Source organism: Acidimicrobiia bacterium, from assembly GCA_036396535.1.
In the GTDB taxonomy this organism is placed as follows: Bacteria; Actinomycetota; Acidimicrobiia; order Spongiisociales; family UBA5794; genus DASWKR01.
The window spans coordinates 97,454-110,028 of sequence record DASWKR010000057.1; the positions used below are offsets into that span (position 1 = coordinate 97,454).

A 12,575-nucleotide genomic window follows, 5' to 3' on the forward strand; every position below is an offset into this window, starting at 1 on the left:
CCGCCTTGACGTCGCTCTATTCGGGGATGCCTCACTCTGGGTCACCGTCGTCCACCAGGAGTGGCCGGCAACGGCGGAGGCTCACCGCAGCAGGTTGCGGATGTGCTTCATGGCGACGAGCACGGTGGCGACGTCGTCCACCCCGTCTGCCGCGAGCGCCTGGGCGAACCGGGTGAGCTGGGCGACGCCCGCCGTCCTGTCGACGAGGTACGAGTCGACCGCCGCTTCCGGAGTGGCACCTCTTGCCGACTCGAGGATCCTCTCGGCGAGCTGCCTGCGCAGAGCCGCCAGCTCGTCGCCCATCGCCTGGGCGGCCTGGCGGTGCCATCGTGACGCCGAGGGGAGCGAGTCGAGCTGCTTCTCGAGCCAGTCGATCTCGAACGCCGGGCCGACGAGCAAGAAGACCTCAGCTACGTCGCGCAGCGAGTGGCCTGTGCGGTCGGCAACTTCGATGATCGCCGGGGCGTGCACCAGATCCTCGAGATAGGCGTGCGCCGCCGCGACGTGGGAGGGCACTCCGAGCGCCTCGAGCCTGGCGATCTCGCCCTGTCGCTCCTCACGCCATGCGGAGGGGCCGATCGTTCCGATGATGGCGGCCAGCTCGTCGAAGCTCGGCTTGGCGCCGGCGACGACCTGGCGCGTCGGGATGTTGCCCATGTGGGCGAGGTTCCACCTGGCGACGGTCTCGGCCAGCTCGTCGATGCCGGTGAGCAGCTCGCGCTCGGTCTCGGGGGCGATGACGCCGACCAGGGACTCGACGGCCGACCAGCGCTCCTCGGCCCCCGTCACGCGCCTGGCGACGCGGTAAGCCGTCACAACCTGATCCGGGCGGGCCCCTGCCTCGGTGGCGAGACGCGACACGAAGGTGATCCCCTCGGAGTTCACCACTTCGTTGGCGACCATCGTCGCAATCAGCTCGCGGCGCAGCGGGTGCCTCTCGAGGAGGTGCCCGAAGAGCTCGACCACCGCCTCCGGGAAGTACGAAGCGAGCTCCTCATCGAAGTCATCGGCTGCCGTCAGGTCGGAGACGACGAGCTGGTCGCGCAGCACGCGTTTGGCGTATGCGAGAAGCACGGCCAACTCAGGCGCCGTGAGCCCGGCCCCCGATCGCGAGCGGTCGCTCATCTCGTCGGTCGAGGGGAGCCGCTCGATCGACCTGCTGAGGAGTCCCTGCATCTCGAGCTGGTGCATGAGATCCTCGTGGGCCTCGATACGCCAGGGAGCCGCGGCGACCTCCTGGGCGAGGATCTGTGCTTGCAGGAAGTTGTCGTAGAGGATCTTCGCCACCACGTCGTCGGCGACCGCGGCGACGACCTCGTCCCTCGCCTCCCTCGTCAGCTCGCCCGCCTCCTCGGCGAGACCGAGCAGGATCTTGAGGTTGACCTCGCGGTCCGAGCAATTGACGCCTCCCGAGTTGTCGATGAAGTCCGTGTAGATGCGGCCACCGCGGCCGGCGTACTCCACCCGGCCGAGCTGAGTGAATCCCAGGTTGCCGCCCTCGCCGACGACCCGGCACCGCAGCTCGGACGCATCGATCCTGACGGGGTCGTTCGCCCGGTCGTCTGCCTCGTCGTTGCCCTCCGTCGACGCCTTGACATAGGTTCCGATGCCGCCGTTCCAAAGGAGCGTCACCGGCGCCCTGAGGATCGCCTTGATGGCCTCGCTCGGGGTGAGGGCGACGGCGTCGATCCCGAGGGCGGCGCGCGCCTCGGGCGACAGGTCGATTCGTTTGGCGGTGCGTGGCCACACCCCGCCGCCGTGTGAGATCTGGTCGCGGTCGTAGTCGGCCCACGAGGAGCGGGGAAGCTCGAAGAGCCGCTTCCGCTCGGCGTGGGAAGCGGCCGGGTCCGGATCAGGATCTATGAAGACGTGGCGATGATCGAAGGCTGCGACGAGCTTCACCTTGTTCGACAGGAGCATCCCGTTGCCGAAGACGTCGCCCGACATGTCGCCGACGCCGACCACCGAGAAGGCCTGGTGTTCGGGGTCGATCCCGAGCTCCCGCAAGTGCCAGTTGACGGACTCCCACACACCCCGCGCCGTGATGCCGAGTGCCTTGTGGTCGTAGCCGGCCGATCCGCCTGAGGCGAATGCGTCTCCCAGCCAGTAGCCGTAGCCGGCGGCGATCTCGTTGGCGAGGTCGGAGAACGTCGCCGTCCCCTTGTCGGCGGCGACGACGAGGTACGGGTCGCCGCCGTCGTGTACCACCACATCCGGGGGATGGATCACACGGCCGGCAACCAGGTTGTCGGTGACGTCGAGGAGTCCGGCGATGAACGTCGAGTAAGCCTGGCGCACGCCCTCCGGCGTCGGAGCGTCAGCTGACGTCCCGCGGAGGACGAACCCGCCCTTCGAGCCGGTAGGAACGATGACGGCGTTCTTCGTCATCTGTGCCTTCATGAGACCGAGCACCTCGGTGCGGTAGTCCTCCTTGCGCACGGACCAGCGGATCCCGCCCCGAGCGACCCTGCCACCCCGGAGGTGGATTCCCTCGACGTCCGGGGCGTACACGAACACCTCCGTGAAGGGAGCAGGCGCCGGCATACCGGGTACCCGGGCGGAGTCGAACTTGAACGAGAGCGAGCGGCGTCCGGGAACGTGCACGTTCGTGCGCAGAGTCGCCAGCACAAGGCCCAGGAAGCCGCGCAGGATCCTGTCCTCATCGAGCGAGTCGACTGCATCGAGCCGGTCCTGCAACTCGTCGACGAGGTCGACCTCTCGCTCCCACCCGGCGCCGGAGGCGTCGAAGCGCGCCTCGAAGAGGTCTGTGATCAGCTCTGCGATGAGCGGGTGCCGGGCGAACGTCCCGTTGATGTATGCCTGCGTGAATCCGGAGCCGACCCTCTGCCAGTAGGTGCGGTATGCCCTCAGGACGGTCACTTGGTCATGTGTCAGCCGTGAGTTGACGATCAGGCGGTTGAGACTGTCCGACTCGGACGCCCCTGTGAGCGCAGACCTGACGGTGGCGGCGACTCGGCTGCCGCACCGGTCCACCTCGATCGGCGCGCCTTCCGGGTCGAGGACCCCGAAGTCGTGGATGAAGATCGTCTCCTCACCGTCTTGAACCCGCGTCGGAACCTCCTCGACGACGCGCAGGCCGAGGTCCTCGAGGATCGGCATCACAGACGACAGCTCCAAGCGGGTTTCTGATCGATAGATCGTGAGCCGGGAGAGGGACTCGCCGTTGCGGTCCTCGTGCTGCACCCCGACGACGACCGCCTCGCCTGTGCTTGCGAGCTCCTCGAGCCTGGCGAGATCTCCGATGGCGACGTCGAGGTGGGTCGACGACTTGTAGTACTCGGGGAGGCACGGCGACCATGCCTCGACGAGCCTCTTGGCGGCGGCGCGACCCCGGTGAGCCGACATCCTCTCGACCATGATCTCGTCCCATGTCCTCGTCACTGCGACGACACGGTTCTCGAGCTGTGCGAGCGGCACCTCCGGCACTCTCTCGTCGACCCACACGGTGAAGTGCATGCGCGCCGTGCCGGTTTCGCCGAGTGAGAGGCGGTAGTCGACCGACGCCCCGCCGTACTCCTGACGGACGATCTCCTGGATCTCCATGCGGCGCTCTCCGTTGAAGCGGTCGCGCGGGACGACAACGAGGACGGAGACGCTCCGGCGGAGCAGATCGGGTCGCACGAAGACCTTGACCTGCTCACGCTCCTGGAGGCGGACGAGGCCGACCAGGCTCATCCTGATCCCCTCGGTCGGAGTTGCAAAGAGCTCGTCCTTCGGGAAGCTGTTGAACAGCTGGACGAGCTCCTTGTAGTAGTGCGAGCCGACGATCGTGTCCTCGGCGTCGAGGATCTCGGCCAGCTTGCTGCGGAGCTCGGGCAATGTGTCTGCCGGCGCCATGTACGCCTTCGACGTGAAGAGCCCGAGCATGCGGGCCTCGCCGATGACCCGACCGTCACTCGACATGTGCCTGATCCCGACGTAGTCCATCCTCACTCTGCGATGCACCCGTGACTCCGTGTTTGACTTCGAGATCACGAGGAGCCTCCCCTCCTCGTACCGGGCCCGCAGACGAGGCGAGAGGGTGCTGATGAGCACGGGCTCGGCGAAGCGGGACGTCGCGGTGCCGCGCAGGATGCCGAGCCCCGACCCGGGCACCGCAGAGATGACGTCGCCCTCGTCTCCGGGAGCGATCGCATACTCGCGATAGCCGAGGAAGACGAAGTTGTCCTCGAGGAGCCATTCGAGGAAGGCGATCGCCTCGTCCACGGTGGCGGCGGGATACGCCGACGTGCCCGCCTTGGCCAGGTCGATCATGCGATGAACCGCCTGCTGCATGGGGCGGAAGTCGTCGACGGCCTTGCGGACATCTCCGAGCACGGCGGTGAGGCGCCGTTCGAGCCCCTCCATCTCCTCGCCCGACAACGAGGCGCTCAACTCGTAGTGCTGGAACGACTCTCGAGCCTCGGCGGCCCTTGCGGGAACGACGTCGACGAGCCGCCCGGCGGCGTCCCGCACGGTGCCGATGACCGGGTGGAACACGGCGTCGACCGAGTAGCCGAGGAGCTGGAGCTCGTTCGTGACCGAGTCCACCAGAAAGGACATGTCGGGCGAGAGGATCTCGATGACCGTCACCGGGCGCTCGTAGCCGTTGCGCTCGATCGTCGGGACGAACGCCCTGACGTGAGAGGGGCCGGCAGGTGCCGAGTCGACGAAGGCGAACGTGTCCTCGACGAGGCGCCTGGCGGCGTCGACTCCGAGCGAGTCCAGCAGGTCGAGCGGAAGCCTGCGGAGGAAGATCCTGGCATAGCTCTGGAGAACCGACGAAGCATCCGCCTCACGGAGCCGGTTCAGCACGGCCTCGGTAGATCCCTCGATTTCGCTGTCGACCAATCGTCCACCACGCGAAGTGTCTCACCGACTCTATCGGCAGTCGCCACGGAAACGCTGAACCCTGATAGCGACGCGGCCGCTCAGCCGCCCTCCAGGCGCAACGAGGCCGAGTTCATGCAGTAGCGGGTCCCAGTCGGGCGCGGACCGTCCGGGAACAGGTGACCGAGGTGGGCACCGCACGAGGCACACTGCACCTCCGTCCTGACCATGCCCATGCTGCTGTCCTCATGCGTGGCGACGCGGTCGTGGTCGATCGCTTCGAAGAAGCTGGGCCAGCCGGTGCCCGAGTCGTATTTCGCTTCGGACGAGAAGAGCGGGGCGTCGCACACGATGCAGCGGTAGAGCCCATCGCCCTTGCTGTCCCAGTACTCGCCGGTGAAGGCCCGCTCGGTGCCGGCCTCTTGCGTGACGTGGTACTGGAGCGGTGTCAGGCGGTCCCTCAGCTCAGCGTCGTCCGTCATGGGCTCAGCCTAGGAGGGTGCCGGAGGAATGCCGCCAGGCTGACCGACGGCGGATCCACGGGCGCCGCGCTCGAGCCCGCCGATGACGGGACCCGCCATCGATCGATAGGCCGAGGCCACAGTTACCCTGGCCGTCATGACAGCCCGAGATGATCCCGGGATGCCCGACGGGCGCTCCCTCGTCGGCTCGATGGAGTGGGATTCGCTGCCCTACGGATGCGTCGGCATGACGCGGCGAGCTGAGGTGGCAGGCAAGTCTCTTTGGTCTTGGCTCATCCTCGTCCCGTGGGCGGTCAACGACGCCAAGCCATGGATCGACGGCACGGAGCTCATCGAGAGGCCCCTCATGCCGATCGACGACCAGAAGGAGCTCGTGCTGTCGAAGATGCGAGAGATCCTCGACGAGCGGTACGGCGAGTCGGTCGGGGGCCAGACGATCGATCGCTTCATGAGAGAGCTCGGGGCAGACTGAGCGGTCACCTGCCAGGAGGCGCCGACGTCACCGACCCGAAGCTGCCCGCCGTGGCGGCGCTGCTCGGAGAGGGAGGTCCCGATCTCGTCCGTTCCGTCCTGGCGGGTGGCAGCGTCGGCGCAGTACGGATCGTCCAGGTTCGGTACGTCCCACGCCGCAACATCACCGTCCAGTTCGTCGTGACCGTGGCGGGGGCAGAGGTGATGGTGACCGCCGTGTCCGGGCTCGACGTGCCGGACGACCTTCCGAGCGTCGAGGCCGCCGGGCATCGCATCGCCTTCTGGCGATTCCCGCACGACCCATTCCTGCCCGGCCTGGCGTCGGCGGTCGACGCCGATCGGGTGCGGGGCTTGCTCGAGACCCTCGGAGCCGCGGGGAGAGACGTTCGCGTCCGGACCAGGACGTATCGGGCGGGCAGGCGAGCCGTCGTCGAGGTGACGACAGAAGAAGCACGTGTCTTCTTGAAGGTCGTGCGGCCGCACCGCACTCGAGCACTGCACGACCACCATGTCGCATTGGCGGACGAGGTCCCGATCCCGCACAGCCTGGGGCTGGCAGCCGACCTCGGGATCGTCGCCCTCGAGGCGATGCCCGGGCGAACGCTGCGAGACGTCGTCGAGGCAGGTCGAGCGAGGCCGAGTGGTCGAGCCCTCGTCGACCTCCTGAACCGCCTACCCCTCTCGCCCACGTCAGGGAAGGTGGCCGGACCCGACGACCGGGTCGCCGATCACGCCAGACTGCTCGAAGCGGTCCTGCCGCGCCAGGCGGGGCGCATCGCCGACCTGGCGAGGCGGGCCGGTCCGCTGGGGGATGACTCAGCATCGGTGGCGGCTCATGGCGACTTCCACTTGGGACAGGTGCTCGTCGACGAAGGTGACATCGTCGGGCTCGTCGACGTCGACACCGCAGGAGCGGGGCGCCGAGTCAACGATCTGGCGCAGATGCTCGGCCACGCCGCCACGGTCGCCACCATCTCGGCAGCTCCGGCTGCGGTGCGGTCCTACGGTGCCGATCTGGTGAGGGACTTCGACGCCGTCGTCGATGGTGCGGCCCTGCGCAGGAAGACTGCTGCCGCAATATTCGGGCTGGCCACGGGTCCCTTCCGGGTCCAGGAGGAGGACTGGCCGGCGAGGACGAGCGAGCGGCTCGCACTCGTCGAGGCTTGGCTCGACTCGGTAGACACGATGTCCACCCCGATCGTGTGACGCTGCCATCCGATTGAGATTCGCGGTCGCTTTGTCGTCGGTTGATGCACCGTTAACGCGCTCTCATCGACGATCACAGTCCATTCGACGGCAAGGAGGCCAACGTGGTTGTAGCAAAGAGATGGAAGGTCGTTGGGGGATCGCTCGTGATGGTGGTCACCACCGGTACCGGGGCCGCCATCGCACGAGACGCCGGCAGTGCACCGCCGATCGACCTCGACGAGGTGGTGCGCCTCGAGCAGGTGACGCCGGCGCGGATCGCTCGCCTGACTTCCGATCGACCTGTCGTGACGATCGAGCGCGGTGACTCGGCGGCGACGCCTTTCGATGCAACGGAGACCAGCGGCTCGACCGACACGACCGACACGACCGGCTCGACCGACACGACCGACACGACCGACACGACCGGCTCGACCGACACGACCGACACGACCGACACGACCGACACGACCGACACGAGTAACGACGACGACAACAGCGGCCCCGGCGGAGACGACGACAACAGCGGCCCCGGCGGAGACGACGACAACAACACCGGCCCCGGCGGAGACGACGACAACAACACCGGCCCCGGCGGAGACGACGACAACAGCGGCCCCGACGGAGACGACGACGAGGGTGACCAAGACAGCGCCGATACGTCCGGCTCCGCAGACACCAGCGGCTCCGCAGACACCAGCGACTGACCGCCCCACGGATCAGCCGACGGTTCGGGAGCCTTCCGACAAGGAGGGCTCCCGAACGTCGAGGGGCGGGCGTTGTCTCGACTGCCCGGGCCCAGCGAATCGATACCTGCCGTGCGACGGCGGCGTAGCTCGAGGCGGTTGGGAGTCAGGAGACCACGGTGCTGAACCCGACCACCTTGGGGCGTTCGAGCTGATCCATCGTGCACTGCTCGGCGGGCTTGTCCGGGCGCCACCGCTCGAACCTGGCGGCGTGCCGGAAACGCCCGCCTTCGAGCTGATCGTACGACACCTGGACGACCACGTCCGGCTCGACGGGGATCCAATCGAGATCCTTGCCTTGCGACCAGCGGCTGAGGGCACCGGGCATACGCGCCGCATCCCCTCCCCCGAAGCTCACATCGGCCCGAAGCTCCTCGAATCGGGCGAGCAGCGAGGATCGGTCGCTGTCCGAGAAGCCGGAACAGTGCCCGATGAAGTGGAGGTCGCCGGCATCGTTGTAGACGCCGAGGAGCAAGGAGCCGATCTTGCCGCCGTCCTTGTGGACGCGGTACCCGCCGACGACACAGTCGCAGTCACGGCGATGCTTCCACTTGAGCCAATCCCGCTTGTCCTGGCGGTACACGCCGTCCGCCTGCTTGCAGATGATGCCGTCGCAGCCTGCGCCTTCGAACGCATCGAACCACTCCGACGCCACTGCGAGATCGTCCGTCACCGGCGTGAGGTGCCATGGGTGGCCGACCCGATGGAACAACGATTCGAGCCGCTGGCGCCGCTCGGTGTAAGGCCGCTCCCGAAGGTCCTCGCCGTCGTGTGCCAGGAGATCGAACGCCACCAGCTCCGCAGGGATCTCGTCCGAGAGCATTTCAACGCGAGACCGAGCCGGATGGATGCGGAGCTGCAGCTGATCGAACTGGGTGACGTCGTCGATGATGACGACCACCTCACCGTCGACGACCGAACCCGCAGGAAGCTGGCGCAATGCGGCCTCGAGCTCGGGGAAGTACCTGAGCAGCGGGCGCTTGTTGCGGCTGTCGAGGCGAACCTCCGTGCCGCCCCAGGCGATCGCTCTGAACCCGTCCCACTTCGGCTCGTACACCCACCCGGGAGGCTCGGGTGGCGATTCTTTCACCTTGGCGAGCATCGGCAGGATGGGCGGTTCGAATGGCCATTCGCTCATCGCGCCACAATACGGACGTCAGACCGCCTCGGGAACCGAGGGAGGCGTGATGGGCGACGGGCTCGGCCGCAGGGACCGATCCCACCAGGCGTACACGAGAGCGCCCGCGACAACTGCGATGCCGACACCGCCGAAAGCAGCCGGATAGCCGCTGAGGTCGATCGTGAGACCGACGAGGGGGGTGACGGTGAAGAGGGCGACGTCGAATATCGACGTGAAGATGGCGATCGCCGATCCGCGCTCGGCGGCCCTCGCCCGGGACACGATCTGTGACGACAGGATGGGGTAGGAGAGCCCGTGCCCGAGGCCGGACAGCGCAGCCGCGACCATGAATGTCGAAAGCCGGGTGGCGCTGCCCGCCAGGACGATCCCGGCCCCGATGGCAGCGATCGACGATACGAGGAGTGCCCGCTGCGGCGCCCTGTCGAAGCGGCTGCTCGCCGCAACCCGGCCGGCGATGGCGACGGCCCCGTACACGCCGAAGAAGAGGCCGACGGTGCCGACGCGCCGCTCGTCGACCATGGTTCGCGTGAAGGTGAAGATCGTCTCGAGCCCGGCACCGAACAAGATCGCCATGAACCACATCGGAAGGAGGTCGCGCTGCGCGAGCGCCGCCCAGAAATTGCGGCGCGGCTCGACGCCGCGCGCTCCGTCGGGCAGCGGCGGGAGCGCCCACACCAGCGCCCACGAGACGAGCTGCGCCGCAGCCGCGGCAACGAACAGGCCATCGAATCCGACCCGGCCGATCACGACGTCTCCGAGCGCCCCTCCGGTGGCGATCGGGATCAGTCCTGCCAGCCCGAACAGGGCGAGGCCCTTCGTGCGATGTCGCTCGGGTAGCGAGTCGGCCTCGTATGTGAGCATCGCTGTGAACATCACGATCTGCAGGAAGCGATGGATCACGTACACCGCCACCAGTGCTCCTCCGAGCGTCTCGAACATCGTCAGCATCATCAGACTGCCGGCGTTGAGCACTCCGACGACGAGCAGGACGGTGCGGCGTCTCGTGTGATCGAGCACCTTTCCGATGACCGGACGCAAGGCGAGTGCGACCACCGAGGCGGCCGCATACACCAAGCCGATGCGTGACTCGGTCGCCCCGAGCTCGGACAGGTGACCGGGAAAGTGGACCATCAGGCTGTACGACAGCTCCTGGAGGAACCCGGCGATCCACACCCGGGCGAACTGCGGCGTCATGACTCGATCCATGGAGGCCGCAACGCTAGAGCACGGTGGGCAGCAGCCCGTCCAGCCCGGCAGGGGTGCAATTCCACGTGGTCGGCCGGGAACGCGGTGGTCGCCGCGCCGCCTCAGTCATGCCGCGGAACATCCGTGTCACCCTGCGAGGGCTCCAGATCGTCTGTCACCATGTACACACTCGCCAAGGAGGAGCTCACGGTGGAATGGTGGACGCTGGAGATCATCACTGCAGCCATCCTCGTCGTCATCGTCGCGGCGCTCGGCCCACTCATCAAGAGGTTCGGCAAGAGCTACGCCGCCGACGTGTTTCGCGCAAACCCAAGGACGGGCAAGAGCTATCTGGTACTGATGGATTTCGCGTACTACCTGATCTTCGGGGCGTACATCCTGTTCAGCATCCGCTGGCAACGCGATACCGGATGGAGTCCGGAGGTGAACGGGCAGCAGCTCCAAGCGTCAGTGATGCGCATCGGGGGGATGACCCTCCTCATGGGCCTGCTGCACGGCCTCAACGTGCTCAGCTTGCCGGTCATCGGCAGGCTCTTCAGCCTCAACAAGCAGCTGGACGAGGAGCCACGCCACATCGAAGCGGCCTGAGGGCCGCCGCCTCACAGATGATCATGATCACCCGCTCGCCACGGGGGGCCGGTCCGCCACCGGTCACGGATCAGGGAGAAGGACCATGAAACGAAGAATGGCCGTCACAGTGGCTGCGCTCGCGGTGCTCGGAGCAGTGAGCACCACGCCCGCCACCGCGCACACTCGAGCCGAGGTCACGGCAGGGCGTTTCCACACGCTGCCGGGAGGAGAGGCGCTCGGCTACCACGTCACCGGCCTGGCCGTCATGGTCAGGACGTCGGCACACGGCGGCACGACCTCGGTGGTCGCCGCCGTTCGCGGCCTCGATCCGAACACCACCTACCCGTCGCACGTGCACAATGCCCCCTGCAGCGCCACGCCTCCCGGAGGTGGTCACTACCAGCGCCAGGTCGGTGGGGCGGTCGACGCGGTCAACGAGATCTGGCCGACGATCACCACGTCAGCGGCAGGGAACGGGCTCGGCACCGCCAGCCACGGTGATTGGGCGAGGGAGGAAGCTCAATCGATCATCATCCACTACCCGGCGAACACGTCCATACGGCTCGCATGCGTAGACCTGCGCTGACCCAGATGGCGAGCGAGGGAGGGCGGCGGCTCCAACCGCCGCCCATCCCTGTTCCGCCCGCGCCACATCGACACGACCGCAGCGGAGATGGAGCGCGTCTACGGGGAGCCCGCCGGACGTGACGGCGAGAGCCGAGCGAATCGACGCATCGATGAGCGGCCGGCTCGACCCAGACGCTCTCGTCGCCGATCTCTTCACCCGACAGGGGGCATCGCTCGTTCGGCTGGCGCGGATCTTCACAGACGATCGCAACGCGGCGGAAGATCTCGTCCAGGAAGCATTCATCCGGCTGCACCGCTCCGCAGATCGGATCATCGACCCGGAGAAGGCGGTTCCGTACCTGAGATCGATCGTCCTCAACCTCGCCAGGGACCACAACAGGAGGGGGCTGATGTCGTTGCGGCATCGCAACTCGATGCTCCCGGAGTCGACTATGGCTTTCGAGGAAGACGTGGTCGACGCGGCCGCAGACGCAGTGGTCCTCGATGCGCTTGGCGACCTGCCCGCCCGGCAGCGCGACTGCCTCGTGCTGCGCTTCTACCTGGAGCTCTCCGAACGCGAGATCGCAGAGACCCTCGACATCTCACCCAACTCCGTGAAGACGCATTGCCGGCGCGGGTTGGCAGCGCTCGAGACACGATTGGAGGCGTCGCATGACCACTGAGCAGCGCCTCGCCGCTGCCCTGCGACACACCGCCGGGCTCGCCCCGAGCGAGGACCTGTGGAGCAGGGTGCTGTACTCCATCGAGGAGGACAAGGCGCACAGGCGAAGGATCCGACTCGTCGTCTTCGTCGTGGTCGCCGTGCTGACCGCCGCCGTCATCGCGGCAGCGTTCGCGGTGACGAACGGCGGAGGCAAACGCATCGACTGGGTTGCCATCGAAGCCCTGGAGACGGTCGTCCTCGTGACGCTGACGGCTGCGCTCGGCCCAGCGATCCGCCGCTTCGGAAGGGATTTCGCCAGCGAGCTGCTCCACTCCGAGGACCGCGGTGCCCGCTTGCTCCGCATGCTCGACATCGCCTACTACCTGGTCTTCGCGGGATACGTCCTGCTGACGGCCCGACTCGAGGCCCCGGCTGCCTACGCCGAGCACATGATCGGTGTCCAGATCTTCGAGGCCGCCGCCCGGGTCGGCGGTCTGTTCCTCATCATGGGGGTGCTCCACGCCGCGACGATGATGGCGCTCCCGCTCGTCGCCCTCGTGAAGAACTCGACGGATGCCGGGGCCAAGCTCCCCCGCTGGGTGGCCTGGCTGCTCGTCGCCGCTGCGATCGGGGTCGGGTTCCTGCTCGCTTGGACTTCCATCGGCATCACGTTGGGAGACTGACGGGAGACGTCGGCCCACCTGGGCCGCCTT

At 67.4% G+C, this 12,575-nt stretch carries 11 protein-coding genes; 7 read left to right on the plus strand and 4 right to left on the minus strand.

What is annotated here, in order from left to right:
* Positions 1 to 81 precede the first annotated feature (81 nt).
* Both VGC47_10250 and msrB read right to left on the minus strand, forming a co-directional pair.
* A complete protein-coding gene (locus VGC47_10250; GenBank protein HEX9855686.1) occupies positions 82 to 4,851 on the minus strand; it encodes an NAD-glutamate dehydrogenase in 4,770 nt (1,589 codons plus the stop codon).
* A gap of 80 nt (positions 4,852 to 4,931) precedes the next feature.
* Positions 4,932 to 5,312 (minus strand): peptide-methionine (R)-S-oxide reductase MsrB, encoded by a 381-nt coding sequence (gene msrB / locus VGC47_10255; protein HEX9855687.1) that lies wholly within the window; start codon positions 5,310 to 5,312, stop codon positions 4,932 to 4,934.
* Between the two features lie 136 nt (positions 5,313 to 5,448).
* Between msrB and VGC47_10260 the strand changes: the two genes are divergently transcribed.
* The 3 genes from VGC47_10260 (at position 5,449) to VGC47_10270 (ending at position 7,675) form a co-directional block, all read left to right on the plus strand.
* On the plus strand, positions 5,449 to 5,784 hold the full coding sequence (locus VGC47_10260; GenBank protein HEX9855688.1) for a hypothetical protein: 336 nt from the start codon (positions 5,449 to 5,451) through the stop codon (positions 5,782 to 5,784).
* A 50-nt stretch (positions 5,785 to 5,834) separates the two neighbouring features.
* A complete protein-coding gene (locus VGC47_10265) occupies positions 5,835 to 6,989 on the plus strand; it encodes an aminoglycoside phosphotransferase family protein (protein ID HEX9855689.1) in 1,155 nt (384 codons plus the stop codon).
* A 104-nt stretch (positions 6,990 to 7,093) separates the two neighbouring features.
* The gene (locus VGC47_10270; protein ID HEX9855690.1) at positions 7,094 to 7,675 is read left to right on the plus strand and encodes a hypothetical protein; all 582 of its coding nucleotides are present in this window, start codon (positions 7,094 to 7,096) and stop codon (positions 7,673 to 7,675) included.
* A 145-nt stretch (positions 7,676 to 7,820) separates the two neighbouring features.
* Here the strand turns inward: VGC47_10270 and VGC47_10275 are convergent, their stop codons facing one another.
* A complete protein-coding gene (locus VGC47_10275; GenBank protein ID HEX9855691.1) occupies positions 7,821 to 8,852 on the minus strand; it encodes an ATP-dependent DNA ligase in 1,032 nt (343 codons plus the stop codon).
* An 18-nt stretch (positions 8,853 to 8,870) separates the two neighbouring features.
* Entirely contained in the window at positions 8,871 to 10,061 is a 1,191-nt protein-coding gene (locus VGC47_10280) for an MFS transporter (GenBank protein HEX9855692.1), read from the minus strand.
* A 159-nt stretch (positions 10,062 to 10,220) separates the two neighbouring features.
* On the opposite strand from VGC47_10280, the gene VGC47_10285 reads away from it, so the two are divergent.
* The 4 genes from VGC47_10285 (at position 10,221) to VGC47_10300 (ending at position 12,545) form a co-directional block, all read left to right on the plus strand.
* The gene (locus VGC47_10285; protein HEX9855693.1) at positions 10,221 to 10,649 is read left to right on the plus strand and encodes a hypothetical protein; all 429 of its coding nucleotides are present in this window, start codon (positions 10,221 to 10,223) and stop codon (positions 10,647 to 10,649) included.
* Positions 10,650 to 10,734: 85 nt separating this feature from the next.
* Positions 10,735 to 11,217, plus strand: a complete 483-nt coding sequence (locus VGC47_10290) for a hypothetical protein (protein ID HEX9855694.1) — start codon at positions 10,735 to 10,737, stop codon at positions 11,215 to 11,217.
* A gap of 118 nt (positions 11,218 to 11,335) precedes the next feature.
* Entirely contained in the window at positions 11,336 to 11,881 is a 546-nt protein-coding gene (locus tag VGC47_10295) for a sigma-70 family RNA polymerase sigma factor (protein HEX9855695.1), read from the plus strand.
* Positions 11,871 to 12,545 carry a hypothetical protein gene (locus tag VGC47_10300; GenBank protein HEX9855696.1) on the plus strand — a complete coding sequence of 225 codons (675 nt, stop codon included), beginning with the start codon at positions 11,871 to 11,873 and terminating at the stop codon, positions 12,543 to 12,545. The genes VGC47_10295 and VGC47_10300 overlap by 11 nt, the downstream gene beginning before the upstream one ends.
* Positions 12,546 to 12,575: the final 30 nt, after the last annotated feature.